15 protein-coding genes are annotated in these 15,824 nt (G+C 70.5%); 9 read left to right on the forward strand and 6 right to left on the reverse strand.

Going from position 1 to position 15,824, the window contains the following annotated elements; translation table 11 throughout:
* The first annotated feature begins 174 nt into the window (after positions 1 to 174).
* From ASD11_RS13865 to ASD11_RS13895, 7 genes are all read left to right on the forward strand, one after another.
* Positions 175 to 513, forward strand: coding sequence for a DUF485 domain-containing protein (locus ASD11_RS13865; protein ID WP_056288080.1), 339 nt, complete (start codon positions 175 to 177; stop codon positions 511 to 513).
* Positions 510 to 2,180 carry a solute symporter family protein gene (locus ASD11_RS13870; protein ID WP_056288083.1) on the forward strand — a complete coding sequence of 557 codons (1,671 nt, stop codon included), beginning with the start codon at positions 510 to 512 and terminating at the stop codon, positions 2,178 to 2,180. Before ASD11_RS13865 ends, ASD11_RS13870 begins: the two co-directional genes overlap by 4 nt.
* A 167-nt stretch (positions 2,181 to 2,347) precedes the next feature.
* On the forward strand, positions 2,348 to 4,315 hold the full coding sequence (acs, locus tag ASD11_RS13875; RefSeq protein WP_056288085.1) for an acetate--CoA ligase: 1,968 nt from the start codon (positions 2,348 to 2,350) through the stop codon (positions 4,313 to 4,315).
* 30 nt (positions 4,316 to 4,345) lie between these two features.
* On the forward strand, positions 4,346 to 5,467 hold the full coding sequence (locus tag ASD11_RS13880; RefSeq protein ID WP_056288088.1) for a sensor histidine kinase: 1,122 nt from the start codon (positions 4,346 to 4,348) through the stop codon (positions 5,465 to 5,467).
* Positions 5,468 to 5,511: 44 nt separating this feature from the next.
* On the forward strand, positions 5,512 to 6,249 hold the full coding sequence (locus ASD11_RS13885; RefSeq protein ID WP_056288091.1) for a LytR/AlgR family response regulator transcription factor: 738 nt from the start codon (positions 5,512 to 5,514) through the stop codon (positions 6,247 to 6,249).
* Entirely contained in the window at positions 6,246 to 6,650 is a 405-nt protein-coding gene (locus ASD11_RS13890; protein WP_056288092.1) for a hypothetical protein, read from the forward strand. Before ASD11_RS13885 ends, ASD11_RS13890 begins: the two co-directional genes overlap by 4 nt.
* On the forward strand, positions 6,650 to 8,161 hold the full coding sequence (locus tag ASD11_RS13895) for a sodium/solute symporter (RefSeq protein ID WP_056288095.1): 1,512 nt from the start codon (positions 6,650 to 6,652) through the stop codon (positions 8,159 to 8,161). Before ASD11_RS13890 ends, ASD11_RS13895 begins: the two co-directional genes overlap by 1 nt.
* An 82-nt stretch (positions 8,162 to 8,243) precedes the next feature.
* On the opposite strand, the gene ASD11_RS13900 is transcribed toward ASD11_RS13895, so the two are convergent.
* On the reverse strand, positions 8,244 to 9,113 hold the full coding sequence (locus ASD11_RS13900) for a hypothetical protein (RefSeq protein WP_056288096.1): 870 nt from the start codon (positions 9,111 to 9,113) through the stop codon (positions 8,244 to 8,246).
* Between the two features lie 267 nt (positions 9,114 to 9,380).
* Positions 9,381 to 10,697, reverse strand: a complete 1,317-nt coding sequence (locus ASD11_RS13905) for an adenylate/guanylate cyclase domain-containing protein (protein WP_056288098.1) — start codon at positions 10,695 to 10,697, stop codon at positions 9,381 to 9,383.
* Between the two features lie 346 nt (positions 10,698 to 11,043).
* Here ASD11_RS13905 and ASD11_RS13910 point away from each other — a divergent pair, with 346 nt between their 5' ends.
* Positions 11,044 to 11,481, forward strand: a complete 438-nt coding sequence (locus tag ASD11_RS13910) for a phage holin family protein (RefSeq protein WP_056288932.1) — start codon at positions 11,044 to 11,046, stop codon at positions 11,479 to 11,481.
* Between the two features lie 3 nt (positions 11,482 to 11,484).
* Here the strand turns inward: ASD11_RS13910 and ASD11_RS13915 are convergent, their stop codons facing one another.
* The 4 genes from ASD11_RS13915 to nth are packed head-to-tail and all read right to left on the reverse strand — an operon-like array spanning position 11,485 to position 14,834.
* Positions 11,485 to 12,321, reverse strand: a complete 837-nt coding sequence (locus tag ASD11_RS13915; RefSeq protein ID WP_156464727.1) for a hypothetical protein — start codon at positions 12,319 to 12,321, stop codon at positions 11,485 to 11,487.
* Complete coding sequence (locus ASD11_RS13920) at positions 12,321 to 13,493, reverse strand: MarP family serine protease (RefSeq protein ID WP_056288102.1); 1,173 nt, start codon at positions 13,491 to 13,493, stop codon at positions 12,321 to 12,323. Before ASD11_RS13920 ends, ASD11_RS13915 begins: the two co-directional genes overlap by 1 nt.
* Complete coding sequence (locus ASD11_RS13925) at positions 13,490 to 14,134, reverse strand: NUDIX hydrolase (protein ID WP_056288104.1); 645 nt, start codon at positions 14,132 to 14,134, stop codon at positions 13,490 to 13,492. The genes ASD11_RS13920 and ASD11_RS13925 overlap by 4 nt, the downstream gene beginning before the upstream one ends.
* Before the next feature lie 34 nt (positions 14,135 to 14,168).
* Positions 14,169 to 14,834, reverse strand: a complete 666-nt coding sequence (gene nth, locus ASD11_RS13930; RefSeq protein WP_056288106.1) for an endonuclease III — start codon at positions 14,832 to 14,834, stop codon at positions 14,169 to 14,171.
* A 166-nt stretch (positions 14,835 to 15,000) separates the two neighbouring features.
* On the opposite strand from nth, the gene ASD11_RS13935 reads away from it, so the two are divergent.
* Positions 15,001 to 15,678, forward strand: a complete 678-nt coding sequence (locus tag ASD11_RS13935; protein ID WP_056288109.1) for a Crp/Fnr family transcriptional regulator — start codon at positions 15,001 to 15,003, stop codon at positions 15,676 to 15,678.
* Positions 15,679 to 15,824 lie beyond the last annotated feature (146 nt).

The raw sequence follows: 15,824 nt of genomic DNA on the forward strand, positions 1-15,824 counted from the left end.
GCCGCTCATCGCCGGAACCCGACCGTTCGTCGCGGCGCACTCCCGTTGGACCGTCCCACGAGCGGCCCTCGTCGACCCGTCCACACCGTGACCTGGCACACAGCGGGCCTCGCTCCCTAGCGTCGGGGCGAGGCACATCCCTGTGCCCGTCCCCGCATCGAAGAGGTGAGTCACGTGACCGAGAAGGTGACGCCCGAGGCCCACGCGGCCTACCAACGCATCCATGCCTCGCCCGAGTTCGCCAGGCTCCAGAGCGGCTACCTCCGGTTCGTCGTCCCCACGACGGTCGGGTTCATGCTCTGGTACCTGCTGTACGTCGTGTGCTCCAACTGGGCGCCCGGCTTCATGGGCACCAAGGTCGTGGGCAACATCAACGTCGCCCTGGTCTTCGGGCTCCTGCAGTTCATCACGACCTTCGCCATCGCCTGGGTCTACGCCAAGTACTCGGCCCGCGCGATGGACCCCATCGCTGACGCCCTGAACGAGGAGTTCGAGAAGGAGATCAACCGATGAGCGCGCTCCTCACGAGCGGCGACGTGCTGTCCGCCGCCTCCGACACCAACGACCACCAGGCCCTCACGGCCACGCTCTTCGTCCTCGTGGTGCTGCTCACCGTGGGCATCACCTTCTGGGCGAGCCGCAACACCAAGACGGCGGCCGACTACTACGCCGGTGGCCGCTCCTTCAGCGGCGTCCAGAACGGGTTCGCGATCGGCGGCGACTACATGTCGGCGGCGTCGTTCCTCGGCATCTCCGGCGCCATCGCACTGTCCGGCTACGACGGCTTCCTGTACTCCATCGGCTTCCTCGTGGCCTGGCTCGTGGCTCTGCTCCTCGTGGCCGAGCTCCTGCGCAACTCCGGCCGCTTCACGATGGCCGACCAGCTGGCCTACCGGATGAGGCAGAAGCCGGTCCGCACGGCGGCAGCCACGTCGACGATCGTCGTGTCGATCTTCTACCTGCTCGCCCAGATGGTGGGCGCCGGCGCGCTCGTGTCGCTGCTGCTGGGCGTCGACAGCCAGACGGCCAAGAACCTGACGATCGTCGCGGTCGGCATCCTGATGATCTTCTACGTCGTCTTCGGCGGCATGAAGGGCACGACCTGGGTGCAGATCGTGAAGGCCGTCCTGCTCATGTTCGGCACGCTGCTCATCTCGATCCTCGTGCTGGCCAAGTTCGGCTTCAACGTGTCCGACCTGCTGGGCACCGCGGCGGAGAACAGTGGCAAGGGGTCGGCGTTCCTCGAGCCGGGCCTCAAGTACGGCGCCACCACCACGAGCAAGATCGACTTCCTGTCGCTCGGCATCGCGCTCGTGCTCGGCACCGCCGGCCTGCCGCACATCCTCGTGCGGTTCTACACGGTCCCGACGGCCCGCCAGGCGCGCCAGTCGGTCCTGTGGGCCATCGGCATCATCGGCACCTTCTACCTGCTGACGCTCGTGCTCGGCTTCGGCGCCGCGGCGCTCGTGAAGGGTGACGCCAAGGACCGCATCGTCGAGTCCGGCGGCAACCTGGCCTCACCGCTCCTGGCCGAGGCCGTGGGCGGTGGTCCCGGGACGACCGGTGGCGCCGTCCTGCTGGCCCTCATCTCGGCCGTCGCGTTCGCGACGATCCTCGCCGTGGTGGCCGGCCTGACGCTGACGTCGGCGTCGTCGGTGGCGCACGACCTCTACGCCAACGTGTGGAACAAGCAGGCCGACGTCACGGGCGCCCAGGAGGTGAAGGTGGCACGGATCGCCGCCTTCGTCATCGGCGGCGTGGCCATCGCGCTGGCCATCCCGGGCCAGAGCCTGAACGTCGCGTTCCTCGTGGCGCTCGCGTTCGCCGTGGCGGCGTCGGCCAACCTGCCGGCGCTGCTCTACAACCTGTTCTGGAAGCGCTTCAACACCCGCGGCGCCGTCTGGAGCATCTACGGCGGGCTCATCTCGTCGGTGGGCCTCGTCATCTTCTCGCCCATCGTCTCGGGCAAGGGGCTCGACCCGACGGGCAAGAACCTGTCGCTGCTGCCCACGAGCATCGACATCAGCTGGTTCCCGCTCGAGAACCCGGGCATCGTCTCCATCCCGCTCGGCTTCTTCCTGGGCTGGCTGGGCACGGTGACGTCGAAGGAGCGCACGAGCGAGGAGCGCTTCCCCGAGCTCGAGGTCCGCTCCCTCACCGGAGCCGGCTCCGAAAAGTGACCCGTCCCCGCTGAGTGTGACCGTTCGGTTGGTTTTCTCGCCTGGATCCAACCGAACGGTCACGCTCAGCGGTGGGGCGGGGCAACCCCGGCGCAACCCGCAGTGCTCCAGCGTGTGCGCTGGGACACAATGAACGAGAACCCAGAGATCTCTCTGAAGGAGAAGACGTGAGCGACCAGGCCATCAGCAACCTCGCCCGTGAAGAGCGCACCTTCGAGCCGCCGGCGGACCTCGCCGCGCAGGCCAACGTGAAGGCCGACATCTACGCCGAGGCCGACGCCGACCGCCAGGCGTTCTGGGGCAAGGCGGCCGAGCGCCTCGCGTGGGGCGAACCCTTCACCGAGGTCCTCGACTGGAGCAACCCGCCCTTCGCGAAGTGGTTCGTGGGCGGCAAGCTCAACGTCGCCTACAACTGCGTCGACCGGCACGTCGAGAACGGGCTGGGCGACAAGGTCGCGCTGCACTTCGTGGGCGAGCCGGGCGACACCCGCACCATCACGTACAGCCAGCTCAAGGACGAGGTCTCGCAGGCCGCCAACGCCATCACCGAGCTGGGCATCGAGACCGGCGACCGGGTGGCCATCTACCTGCCGATGATCCCCGAGGCCGTCATCGCGATGCTCGCGTGCGCCCGGGTCGGCGCCCCCCACACCGTGGTCTTCGGCGGCTTCTCCTCCGACGCCCTCGCCTCCCGCGTGGAGGACTGCGAGGCCAAGCTCATCATCACCTCCGACGGCGGCTACCGCCGCGGCAAGCCGTCGGCCCTGAAGCCGGCGGTCGACGAGGCCATCGCCAAGCTCGGCGACGCGAGCCCCGTCGAGAACGTGCTGGTGGTCAAGCGCACGGGCGAGGACGTCGCCTGGAACAGCGACATCGACGTCTGGTGGGACGAGGTCGTGGGAGAGTCCTCCACCGACCACACCCCGGAGATGTTCGACTCCGAGCACCCGCTCTACGTCATGTACACGTCGGGCACCACGGGCAAGCCCAAGGGGATCCTGCACACGAGCGCGGGCTACCTGACCCAGGCCGCCTACACGTTCTGGGCCACGTTCGACCACAAGCCCGACACGGACGTGTACTGGTGCACCGCCGACGTCGGCTGGGTCACCGGCCACTCCTACATCGTCTACGGCCCCACGGCCGAGGGCGCCACGCAGGTGCTCTACGAGGGAACCCCCGACACCCCGCACAAGGGTCGCTGGTGGGAGATCATCGCCGAGTACGGAGTGACGCTCTTCTACACCGCACCCACCGCGATCCGCACGTGCATGAAGTGGGGCGAGCAGATCCCGGCCGAGCACGACCTGTCCAGCCTGCGCGTCCTCGGCTCCGTGGGTGAGTCCATCAACCCCGAGGCCTACGTCTGGTACCGCGAGAACATCGGCGGCGGCCAGACCCCCATCGTCGACACGTGGTGGCAGACCGAGACCGGCGCGCACATGATCACCCCACTGCCCGGCGTCACGTCGGCCAAGCCCGGCTCGGCCATGACGGCCTTCCCCGGCATCGGTGCCGAGGTCGTCGACGACGCCGGCAAGCCGGTGGGCAACGGCGAGGGCGGCTACCTCGTCATCACCGAGCCCTGGCCCTCCATGCTGCGCACCATCTGGGGCGACGACGAGCGCTTCAAGGAGACCTACTGGTCGCGCTGGGAAGGCATGTACTTCGCCGGCGACGGTGCCAAGAAGGACGACACGGGAGCCATCTGGCTCCTCGGCCGGGTCGACGACGTCATGAACGTCTCCGGCCACCGGCTCTCCACCACCGAGATCGAGTCGGCCCTGGTGTCGCACCCGTCGGTGGCCGAGGCGGCCGTCGTCGGTGCGGCTGACGACACCACCGGCCAGGCCGTCGTGGCCTTCGTGATCCTGCGCGAGTCGGCCAAGGACGTCGAGGACGTCAGCGCCGACCTGCGCAACCACGTGGCCAAGGAGATCGGCCCCATCGCCAAGCCGCGCCAGATCATGGTGGTCCCCGAGCTGCCCAAGACCCGCTCGGGCAAGATCATGCGGCGCCTCCTGCGCGACGTCGCCGAGAACCGCGAGGTCGGCGACGCCACCACGCTCGCCGACAGCTCGGTCATGGACCTCATCACCGACGGTCTCAAGGACGCCACGTCCGACGAGGACTGAGCCGGCTCCGCCGGGGGGACGGACGCTGACATGACCCAGCTGGCAGTCGCCCTGGCGGTGCTCGCCGTGCTCGTGGCAGCGAGCCTGGGCGCGCGCTGGTGGCTCCTGAGCCGCCGCCGCTCGCTCGGCTCGCCCGCCGACCGGGCCACGTACGCCACCCTGCACACCGCGTCGCAGATGGCGCCCGCGCTGCGTCGCGGGCTCGACGCCACGGCGGCGGCCGAGGCGTTGCCGCACCTCCGGGCGCTGCTCGGCACACCCACCGTCGGCGTCGTCGACCTGCACGGTGTCCTGGCCTGGAGTGGTCCAGAACCCGCCGTGGGCGATCTCGTGGAGCACGTCCTCGCCTCGGGAACGACGCAGTCCGTCGGCGGTGCCATCGCGGCTCCCCTCACCCTCGAGGACCTCGTGGTGGGGTGCGTCGTGACCGCCACAGACGAGCCGTCCGCCGGCCTCGCGCGGGCCACCACCGAGGTCGCCCGGTGGATGTCGGGACAGCTGGAGCTCGCCGAGCTGGCCACGTCGCGCACCGCGCTCATGGAGGCTGAGCTCCGGGCCCTGCGCGCCCAGATCTCTCCGCACTTCGTCTACAACTCACTCGCGGCCATCGCGTCGTTCGTGCGCACCGACCCCGAGCGCGCCCGCGAGCTCCTGCTCGAGTTCGCCGACTTCACCCGCTACTCCTTCCGCCAGCACGGCGAGTTCACGACGCTCGCCGAGGAGCTGCGGTCCATCGAGCGCTACCTCGTCCTGGAGAAGGCGCGCTTCGGCGACCGGCTCCGGGTGGTCACGCGCATCGCGCCCGAGGTGCTCAACGTGCGTCTGCCGTTCCTCTCGGTCCAGCCACTCGTCGAGAACGCCGTGCGGCACGGGCTGGAGGGCAAGGAGGGCGTCGGGACGGTCACGCTCATCGCGCTGGAGTCCGGGGTCGACTGCGTCATCACGATCGAGGACGACGGGATCGGGTCGGAGCCGGCCGACGTCCGCGCGGCGCTCGCGGGACGGTCCGCCAGTGGGTCGGTGGGCCTGGCCAACGTCGACGAGCGGTTGCGCACCGTCTACGGCAACGACCACGGGATCGTCGTCGAGACGGCCCCCGGCGAGGGAACCCTGGTGCGTCTCCGCGTCCCCAAGTTCCAGGAGCCGACGTGACCGGGGCGGTTGTGGTGCGTCGCCCGCGGCGCGAGGATGTCCCGATGACGAGCACCACGGGACTGAGGACCCTCGTCGTCGACGACGAGCAGCCGGCCCGCGACGAGCTCGTCTTCCTCCTCGGACGCGACGACCGCATCGGTGCCGTCGACACGGCCCGGTCCGGTGCTGAGGCGCTTCGCCGGCTCGAGGCCGGCGACGTCGACCTGATGTTCCTCGACGTCGCCATGCCCGGGCTCAGCGGCATCGACATCGCCCGCGTGGTGGCCCAGTTCCGACACCGGCCGCACATCGTCTTCGTGACGGCCCACGACAACCACGCCGTCGACGCGTTCGAGCTGGGCGCGGTCGACTACCTGCTCAAGCCCATCCGCGAGGAGCGTCTGGCCGAGAGCATCCGCCGCGCCGGCCAGGACGTCGACCCGTCGGAACCGGCCGACGAGACCATCACCGTCGAGCTCGCCGGCGTCACGCGGTTCGTGCAGCGCTCCCGCGTCACGTACGCCGAGGCCAACGGCGACTACGTGCGTCTCCACACCGCCGACGGCGCGCACCACCTCATCCGCACCGCCCTCAGCGGTCTCGCCGACGACTGGGCACCTGCGGGATTTGCGCGCGTGCACCGCAGCATCGTGGTCAACCTCGCCCACGTCCGCGAGCTCCGGCAGGCGGCCGGGCGGACGAGCGTGGTGGTGCCCTCGGGCGACCGGCTCGTGGAGCTGGCCGTGGCCCGCCGGCACACCCGAGCGGTGCGCGAGCTCCTGACCGACCGCGGCGCATGAGTGCCGGGACGGACGAGCCCGCCCCCACCGGCCGTCGCGTCCGGGTGGTGAACCCGCTCGTCGAGGCGTCGTCGCGATCGCCCCGCAGCGTGCGGCAGGAGATCGACGAGTCCACCACGATCGGTGAGCTCTACGTCCGGTCGCTCGTGCGGAGCCAGCTCAGGGCCGCCCTCACCGTCGTGGCCACGGTGCTGCTGCTCGTGGCGTCGCTCCCCCTCGTCTTCGTGCTCGTCGACGACGTCACCACCGCTCGTCTGCTCGGCGTCCCTCTCCCCTGGTTGCTGCTCGGCGTGGCGGTGTATCCCGTGCTGATCGTGGTGGCCTGGCTCTACGTGCGGCAGGCCGAGCGCGCCGAGCAGGACTTCGCCGGGCTGGTCGAGCAGCACGACCAGGAGCTCTGATGTCTACCGGGTGGGGCATCGCAGCGGTCACGCTCGTCAGCCTGGCCACGCTCACGATCGGCGCCCTGACCATGCGCGTCAGCCGCACCACGAGCGACTTCTACGTGGCGTCCCGGTCCGTGAGCCCGGTGCTCAACAGCTCGGCCATCGGAGGTGAGTACCTGTCTGCCGCGAGCTTCCTCGGCGTCGCCGGCCTCGTCCTCGCCAACGGTCCCGACATGCTCTGGTACCCCATCGGCTGGACCGCGGGATACCTCTTCCTCCTCGTGTTCGTGGCCGCTCCCCTGCGCCGCTCCGGGGCCTACACGGTGCCCGACTTCGCCCAGCTGCGGCTGCAGTCCGTCGCCGTCCGGAGAGCAGCCACCGTCCTCGTCGTGGCGGTGGGCTGGCTCTACCTGCTGCCCCAGTTCCAGGGCGCCGGACTCACCCTGGCCGTGGTCACCGGCGCGGCACCGTGGGTGGGGTCGGTGCTGGTGGCGGTCATCGTCGTCGTGAACGTCGTGGCCGGCGGCATGCGTGGCATCACCTTCGTGCAGGCCTTCCAGTACTGGCTCAAGCTCTCGGCGCTGCTCGTCCCGGCGTTCTTCCTCCTGCTGGCCTGGCAGCGCGACGGTCGGCCGTCTCCCGTGGCCGACGCCGACTGGCTCCTGCCCACGAGCGGCGGCGACGGCATGGCGCTCTACACGACCTACTCGCTCCTCGCCGCCACCTTCCTCGGCACGATGGGTCTGCCGCACGTGGTGGTCCGCTTCTACACCAACCCCGACGGTCATGCGGCCCGCCGCACCACCCTGCTCGTGCTCGGGCTCCTGGGCGGCTTCTACCTCCTGCCCACCCTCTACGGCGTGCTCGGACGGATCTACGCGGGCGACCTCGTGGCCGGTCGGGCAGCCGACACGGTGGTCCTCGCGCTGCCCGGCCGGCTCTACGACGGCACGGCCGCCGACCTGCTCGGAGCCCTCGTCACCGCCGGCGCCTTCGCGGCGTTCCTGTCCACGTCGTGCGGAGTCACCATGGCCATCGCGGGCGTCATGGGTCAGTCCATCAACCGGTGGCCGCCGACGGCCCGTCGTGTCCCGCCCATCACGGCGCTGCGGGTCTCGGCCGCCGCCTGCGTGCTCGTCCCGCTCGGCCTCGCGCTCGGGTCAGAGTCGGTCTCGGTGGCCAGCTCCGTGGCCTTCGCGTTCGCCCTGGCCGCCTCGACGTTCTCGCCGCTGCTCGTCCTGGGCATCTGGTGGCGCGGACTCACGGCGGCCGGTGCGATGGCCGGGCTCGCCGGCGGCGGCGTGTGTGCCGTGGCCGGCTCGGTCGTCACGCTCGCCGCACACCCCGAGGGCTGGGCCGGCGCTCTCCTGGCCCAGCCCGCCGCGTGGTCCGCACCCGTCGGATTCGGCCTCATGATCGCGGTCTCGCTGCTCACCCGCGGCTCCGTCCCACCCGGCACGAGCCGCACCATGGTGCGCCTGCACACCCCCGAGCACCTCGACGTCGACCGCTCCCCCGCCCGCTGAGCGGTGGATCTACCACCGAATGAGCCACCGCCCCTGCGGGCGGTGGATCTACCACCGTATGAGCGCTCATACGGTGGAGGAGTCACCGCCCGGGGCGGTGGCGGCGAGGGGCGAGGAAGAGCCGGTCCCAGCGCCGACCGAAGATCGGGGCCGGGCCGACGTATCCACGGTCGCGCATCACCCGGTGGACGTTGAGGACGTATGCCTTGGGCCAGCTGAGGTGCCGCGCGGTCGCCTGGACGTAGGCCCAGTCCGCGTCGCGGAAGCGGGCGTACCTGCCGATGTCGTGGTGGAACTGGCGCATGTCGAGAGCATGCTGTCGACCCTCGATCTCCACGACCATCCTCAGGTCGGGCATGGCCAGGTCGCCGCAGCCCAGGAACTCGTGGTCCTCGTAGATGTCGAGGTTCGAAGCAGGCGGTGGGAGACCGGCGAACGTCAGGAAGATCCGTCCCTCGGACTCCAGCAGCGAACGGCTTCGCGGCTCCAGGTGCGGCAGGGCTCTCTCGACGGTGGCGATCCCCGGACGCCAGTCGTCCGTGATCACGAGGGTCCTGAGCCGCGCCAGGTCGAGATGCCGACGGTGCATCAGCCAGTCGCCGACCTTGATCACGTCGATCAGTCGCATCGTGGCTGCGACGCCCAGGAAGGCCGCCTCGATGCTGACACCGAGCTCGTCGTGCAGCGGCAGGACCTCGGTCCGGTGGAGCATGATCGTGTCGAAGGCGAGGTGCAGGTCCCGGCCGACCGTGAAGTGCAGCGGGAGCAGCGCCCCGATCTCCAGCCCCAGCTCGACGAAGCGGGTCTGGTGGCTCAGCACCGCGTCGGACGGCAACGCGAGTCGTGCGGCGTGGATCCACTGGATCGAGGTGAGGGAGCGCGGTCCGAAGTCAGCCTCGGGGTGGACGTACACCTGCGGCAGGAGCTCGACGAACCGACGGTGCTCGAGCATGCGGGACGACACTCCCAGCTGCACAGCCTCCGCACGGTGGAACGGTCGGCGGAGGAGCTGAGGAGGGAGAGGAGAAGGGCGACGCATCTTCCGACCTCAGCGTCAGACGGCCGAACGGGAAAGGGCCGATCGCTCGGCCTGTGCACGACCGACCGTCGTCCACAAGCGGCGGGCGGTGGATCCACCACCGTATGAGCGTTCATACGGTGGCAGATCCACCGCTCGACCCCGTCGCCTCGCTTTCGGTGGGAGATCCACCGCCCGGGGCTACGGGACCATGGCCTCGATCTCGTAGGTGCGGATGGGGTGGTGGACGCCCTTGAGCTCCACCTCGCCCTTCTCCTCGTACGCGACGGCCTCGCGCACGAGCAGGAACGTCGGGTGGCTGACCAGCAGGCGGCCCGGCACGGCCAGCGTCTGGAGCCGGGCAGCCACGTTCACCGCACGACCGAGCGCCGCGTACTTCATCCGTCCCGAGGAGCCGAAGTTGCCCACGGTGACCACGCCGGTGTCGATGGCCATGCGCACGCGCATCTCGGCGTCGATGCCCGCGTTCATCCACTCGGCGTTCAACCGGCCCACCGACGCCTGCATGTCCAGAGCCATCCGGACCGCGCGCATCGCGTGGTCACGGTCGTTGGTGGTGCTCGGGGCGCCGAACAGGATGAGCACGGCGTCGCCGATGAGCTCGTCGATCGTGCCGTCGTACTTCTCGGCGATGAGCGTCATGGCGGTGAAGTAGTCGTTGAGGACGCGCGACAGCTCCTCCGGCTCCATGCGGTCGACCATCTCGGTGAAGCCGACGATGTCGGAGAAGAACACGGTGACCTTGCGACGCTCGTGGGCGGTGACGCTCTCGCCGCCGGCCACGACCGCGTCGACCACCTGGGACGGCACGTACCGGCGGATCATGGCGTGGCTGCGACGCAGCGTCTCGGCCTGCATGTCGAGCCGCCGTGCCTGGAGCTCGGCGGCCAGCACGACGGCCATCGTCATGGTGAAGGTGCCGATCACGAAGCCGGCGAGCGGCACGACAGCCGACGCCACCCACCAGCCGTTGGGGGACGCGCCGATGGCGTCGTGCCGCACGGCCGGCGCGTACTCGAGGACGTCGGAGAAGCGCAGCACCTCGGTCACCACGATGAGGACCGTCGACGTGCCGAGGGAGAACCAGCCGGCCCGCGGACCGAACACGACCCCGCACACGAAGGCCACGACCGGCACGAGCATGAGGTACGGCGTGCTCCACATCCCCAGCACGTGGACGAGGTGGACCATGTAGCTGGAGTACAGCGCGAGGGCCACGTAGAGCACGGGCTTGCCAGGCCAGTGTCGAGCCGTGGCGATCCAGCTGATGACGAGTCCGAAGGCGACCACGCCGATGCCGTAGAGCAGCGACTCGTCGAGGACGGCCATCCGGACGACCCCGGACTCGCGGGTCGTCCACCAGATGACGAACGCCGCGGCCAGCTGCGCGGGCAGGAAGCCGCACATCATGACGGCGAGCTTGTACGGGACGTCGGTCTGGACGAAGGCGGCGAAGGCGTTGGCGAACTTGCCACGTGCCTGACGTGACGTGACCATGCAACACCTCCTCACCATCGGGCCCTGGGGCTTCGACTCATGCTAGTGGGAATGCATCGTCGCAGGTCAGGGCATGGTTGTGACGTTGTTCTCGTGCATCGGGGTCACCCGATTGACGGCAAGTCGACAGCCTCAGTTCAGGTACCTCTCACCTGCGCGGGTCACGGTGGAGCCATGGACACCGACACCACACGCACCGACCTCGTCTTCTCGACGTCCGTGATCATGGGCGCCATCGCCACAGGGCTCATCCTGCGCCTGCTCGGCGCGGCCTGACCTCCTCACGGCCGCCGCGTCCCGCCGCTCCCGTCGCGGGGGACCGTCGGTCACTTGTAGGCTCGTGATCATGAGCAGCAGCGAGTCCACGACTCCCGCACCCGTCGCCGAGGAGCAGCCCACCGTCGGCAAGCTGGTCGCCGAGGTCAGCCGCGACATCTCCGCCCTCGTGCAGTCGGAGATCCGCCTGGCCAAGACCGAGCTCAAGGTGAGCGCCACGGCCGGCGGGATCGGCGCCGCGCTGTTCCTGGTGGCCGGCTTCCTCGGGATCCTCATCACGATCCTGCTCTCGATCGCGTTCGCGTACTTCCTCACCATGACCGGGCTGCACCCCGCCTGGTGCTTCCTGATCGTGTCGGGCGTCTACCTGCTGCTGATCGTGCTCCTCGTCCTCGTGGGCATCAAGAAGATCAAGAAGATCCGCGCTCCCGAGAAGACCATCTCCACCGCCAAGGAGATCCCGGCCGCGCTCAAGGGCCAGAAGCCCGCGTCGCTCCCGCGTCGCTGAGGCTCAGCGCCGTCGTCCCGCCACGGCTGCGACGACGGCGCCCAGGACCAGCAGGACGACGCCCGCGACCGCCGTGGTGGTCAGCCAGCCCTGCGCGCTGTCCTGGGTGAGCTGGACGAGTCTGTCCCGCACCGTCCGGGCCACCTCGCCGCCGGTCGCTGGCTCGTCGAGCGCCGCGTCGGCGACGGAGCCGAGCGCCGGCCACAGCACGGCGGCGGAGAGCAGGAGGCCGACGCCGAGGCCCGCCACGGCGACGCCCCGTCGGCGGGCGAGTGCGACCGAGGCGAGCGCGGCGAGCAGCGCCACCAGCCCCCCGACGACGGCCGCCGTGGGGGCCTGCCGGGCCACCTCCAGCGCGGTGTCGTCCTCGACGGTCTCGAGCACCACCGGCACCGTGCTGGGTGCATTGATCTGCACCGGCAGCGAGCCCGTGATCTTGTCGAGCACGTAGTCGGCCACCGGGGCGGCGTCGATGCTGAAGTAGCCGGGCCCGTCGGTCTGCTGGAACAGCGAGCGGTGCGTGCGGGCGATCGACTCGTCCCAGGCCTGCTGCCACCCAGGGTCCCCGGCCACCCGCTCGGCAGCCGCTCGCACGGCGGACCGCACGACCTCCTCCAGGCTCGCCGGCACCGAGACCGGCAGGGCAGCGTCGTCGACCAGGGCGGCAGTGACCTCGTCGATCACGGCATCGCGGACCTGCTCGTCCTGGACGAGCGGACCGACGAGGGACACGAAGCCGTCCTCCGACGTGACGTGGGTGGCCGTCCACCCGGCGGGGAGCGCCACCACCACGGCGAGGACGGCCACGACCCACGCCGCGAGCGAGGCGACGGAGCGCATCAGGCGCACTCGCCCGTGTCGACGGCCGAGGAAGCGGTCCGGCCGCGCGCTGCGTCGTCCTGCACCTGCTCGGCGGTGACAGCGTAGCCGGTGGAGCCGTCGGCCACGGAGGCCGCGAAGATCACGCCGAGGACGTCGCCGTCGGGCGAGACGAGCGGTCCACCGGAGTTGCCTGAGCGCACCAGACCGCGGACCGCGAAGGTCTGCCGCAGCACCTGGCCACGGTCGTAGATGTCGGGGCTGCGCAGGGTGATGCGGTCGCGGATACGGGCCGCGCGGGCGTCGAAGGGGCCGTTCTCGGGGAAGCCGAGGATGGCCGCGTCGTCGCCGGCCGCACCGCCGGTGTCGAAGCTGAGCGGGTCCAGGCCCAGGCCTTCGACCGACAGCACCGCGATGTCGAGCTTGGGGTCGAACAGCACGACCCTGGCCCTGCGGCGCTCGCCCTCGACGGTGACGGTGGGCTCGCTCACCCCGGCCACCACGTGGGCGTTGGTCATGACACGGTCCTGCGCGTAGACGAACCCCGAGCCCTCGATGCCGCGGTCGCACCGGGCCACGCCCAGGATCTTGACCACGCTCTCGGAGGCGGTCCGGACCTCCGGGTCCTTGATGATGTCGTCGCTCGGCGGACCGACGGCGACGATCTTCTCGTCGGCGAACGGATCGATGTAGCGCGGGAAGAGGTTGGCGTCGAGGACCTTGTTGAACGTCCGCAGCGCCTGCGAGGCCTGCCCCGGCATGATCGAGTCGACCTTGCCCAGGATGGCGGACGAGCGCGACTCCTTGGCGAGGTAGGGGATGGAGGTCCCGCTCACCGAGTAGCCGAGGGCCCACGACGCCACCAGGACCACGGCCATGCTGAGCGCAGCACCACCGACGGCGTCGAGACGGCGCAGCGGAGCGGCCCGCAGCGCGCCACGCAGGTCGGAGCCGACGTACGTGCCGAGGGCCTGGCCGATCCCGGCTCCGGCCACGACGATGCCGAGCGCGAGGAGCGAGGTCGTGAGAGTCGGGTCGTCGTCGCCGAGGACCCGCGGCACGACGGCGATGCCGATGAGCCCTCCGACCAGCAGGCCGGCCGTGCCGATGAGGTTGACGACGAATCCCTGCACGTAGCCCGAGACCGCGTAGGCCAGCATGACCAGGACGATCAGGACGTCGAGGGAGCTCATCCGAGCCCCGGCAACGGTCTCGTGACGGACTCGTCCCAGGGCTTCTCCCAGCCGACGGCCTCGAAGAGCCGCGAGATGACGCCTGCGGTGAAGCCCCAGAGCGGGACCTCGGTGCCCACCTCGAAGGCCGGTCCGCGCCAGCCCGAGGGATGCTCGACGCTGAACCGGTTGGCCGGCTCCACGAGGTTGCGGATCGGGTGGTGCAGGACGTGCCCGACCTCGGCGGCCGAGACGGGCTCGAGGGCGCGCGGCGCGGTCCAGTAGCCGAGCACCGGCGTGACGGCGAAGTTGCTGGGCGGCAGCCACAGCGTGGGCAGGGTCCCGAACACCTCCACCTCGGAGGGGTCGAGTCCCACCTCCTCCTGCGCCTCGCGCAGGGCCGTATCGACGGGGCCGTCGTCCTCGGGGTCGGTGGCGCCACCCGGGAACGAGATCTGGCCGGCATGGTTGCGCAACGTGGCGGCCCGCTCGGTGAGCAGGAGCTCAGGCCCGTCGGGACCGTCCGCGAAGCAGATCAGGACGGCGGCCGGCCGAGCGTCGGCCGGCGGGTGCGGGAACCGCGGGGCCAGCTGCTCGGCCTGCACCGACGACGCCATCTCGGCGAGCGGCCGCAGCCACGGCGGCAGTCCGTCGAGGGTCATGAGGCGAATTCTTCCAGGGCTCTCCCAGACGTGCTCACGCGCGGCCCTGGGTGGTGACCAGGGCGGCCGCCTCGACGGGGTCGGTGGGCCCCTCCCCGAAGCTCGGGCACCAGCGCGCCAGCGGGCACGCGCCGCACGCCGGCTTGCGGGCGTGGCAGCGTCGGCGGCCGTGCCAGATGAGGCGGTGGCTCAGCATCGTCCAGTCCTGGCGCGGGAACAGCGCGCCCACGGCGTGCTCGGTGCGGACCGGGTCCTTGGCCGTCGCGCCGTCGACCCACTCGAAGCGACGGACGAGCCGGGCGAAGTGCGTGTCGACCGTGAGGCCCGGGACGTCGAAGGCGTTGCCGAGCACGACGTTGGCGGTCTTGCGCCCCACGCCCGGGAGGGTCACCAGGTCCTCGAGCCGACCGGGCACCTCCCCGCCGAAGCCCTCCACGAGGGCGGCCGACAGCCCGAGGATGCTGTTGGTCTTGGCCCGGAAGAACCCCGTGGAGCGGATGATCTCCTCCACGTCGGCGCGGTCGGCGGCCGCGAGGGCCGTGGCATCGGGGTAGCGGCCGAAGAGGACCGGCGTCACGGCGTTGACGCGGCGGTCGGTGGTCTGCGCCGACATCACCGTGGCGACCAGCAGCTCGAACGGACTCGTGAAGTCGAGCTCGCACCCGGCCTCCGGATAGGTCTCCGCGAGCACGCGATGCATCTTCCGTGCGCGCCTCACGAGGGTCGTCTCGGGGCGCTGCGACAGGGATTTTCCGCTTTCCGGCACGCTCCGACCCTACGTGTCGCGCGCCGGATAGCCCGACAGTGTGGAAAAGTGGGTCGCCGTAGGCAACACTGTGAGCGACGCAACAGAGACAAGGACCAACGTGACCGACGACGTGCTGCGGCAGGCACCCCTCTTCTCCGGCCTCGACGAGGACTCGGCGGCGGCACTCGACGCCTCCATGACGGGGCGCACGCTCGGCCGCGGCGAGGTCCTCTTCAACGAGGGCGACGACGGCGACCAGCTCTACGTCGTCACCTCCGGGAAGATCAAGCTCGGGCGCACGTCACCCGACGGACGAGAGAACCTGCTCGCCATCCTGGGCCCCGGACAGATGTTCGGCGAGCTCTCCTTCTTCGACCCCGGCCCGCGCTCCGCGACGGCCACCGCGGTCACCGACGTCGAGGTCCGCAGCCTGGGCCACGAGGCACTCAGCCCCGTGCTCCTGCAGCACGCCGACGTCGCCATGGCGCTGCTCAACCAGCTGGCCGGTCGCCTCCGGCGCACCAACGAGGTCGTCGGCGACCTCGTCTTCTCCGACGTCCCCGGTCGCGTCGCCAAGGCGCTGCTCGACCTCGCGGGTCGTTTCGGTCGCAAGGCCGACGACGGCGTGCACGTCAACCACGACCTCACGCAGGAGGAGCTGGCCCAGCTCGTCGGTGCCTCGCGCGAGACCGTCAACAAGGCCCTCGCCGACTTCGCGTCCCGCGGCTGGCTGCGCCTCGAGCCCCGCAGCGTGGTCATCCTCGACCTCGAGCGCCTGCAGCGCCGCGCTCGCTGATCCACCTCCCGGGCCTGCCCGGGTTGGGACGAACGATGAGGGCTTCTGGTCGCCACGGCGACCGGGAGCCCTCGTTCTTCGTGCGGTCCGACCAACGACGAGGGGTACGGGCCGCCACAGCGACCACCAACCCTCATCCTTCGTTC

It is taken from the genome of Aeromicrobium sp. Root495, assembly GCF_001426755.1.
In the GTDB taxonomy this organism is placed as follows: domain Bacteria; phylum Actinomycetota; class Actinomycetes; order Propionibacteriales; family Nocardioidaceae; genus Aeromicrobium.

What these genes read in the sequence shown, in the direction of transcription:
- ASD11_RS13870 (WP_056288083.1), top strand. Translation starts at nt 510, where the DNA reads ATGAGCGCGCTCCTCACGAGCGGCGACGTGCTGTCCGCCGCCTCCGAC.
- ASD11_RS13880 (WP_056288088.1), top strand. Translation starts at nt 4,346, where the DNA reads ATGACCCAGCTGGCAGTCGCCCTGGCGGTGCTCGCCGTGCTCGTGGCA.
- ASD11_RS13885 (WP_056288091.1), top strand. Translation starts at nt 5,512, where the DNA reads ATGACGAGCACCACGGGACTGAGGACCCTCGTCGTCGACGACGAGCAG.
- ASD11_RS13890 (WP_056288092.1), top strand. Translation starts at nt 6,246, where the DNA reads ATGAGTGCCGGGACGGACGAGCCCGCCCCCACCGGCCGTCGCGTCCGG.
- ASD11_RS13895 (WP_056288095.1), top strand. Translation starts at nt 6,650, where the DNA reads ATGTCTACCGGGTGGGGCATCGCAGCGGTCACGCTCGTCAGCCTGGCC.
- ASD11_RS13900 (WP_056288096.1), bottom strand. Translation starts at nt 9,113, where the DNA reads ATGCTCGAGCACCGTCGGTTCGTCGAGCTCCTGCCGCAGGTGTACGTC.
- ASD11_RS13905 (WP_056288098.1), bottom strand. Translation starts at nt 10,697, where the DNA reads ATGGTCACGTCACGTCAGGCACGTGGCAAGTTCGCCAACGCCTTCGCC.
- ASD11_RS13910 (WP_056288932.1), top strand. Translation starts at nt 11,044, where the DNA reads ATGAGCAGCAGCGAGTCCACGACTCCCGCACCCGTCGCCGAGGAGCAG.
- ASD11_RS13915 (WP_156464727.1), bottom strand. Translation starts at nt 12,321, where the DNA reads ATGCGCTCCGTCGCCTCGCTCGCGGCGTGGGTCGTGGCCGTCCTCGCC.
- ASD11_RS13920 (WP_056288102.1), bottom strand. Translation starts at nt 13,493, where the DNA reads ATGAGCTCCCTCGACGTCCTGATCGTCCTGGTCATGCTGGCCTACGCG.
- ASD11_RS13925 (WP_056288104.1), bottom strand. Translation starts at nt 14,134, where the DNA reads ATGACCCTCGACGGACTGCCGCCGTGGCTGCGGCCGCTCGCCGAGATG.
- nth (WP_056288106.1), bottom strand. Translation starts at nt 14,834, where the DNA reads ATGCATCGCGTGCTCGCGGAGACCTATCCGGAGGCCGGGTGCGAGCTC.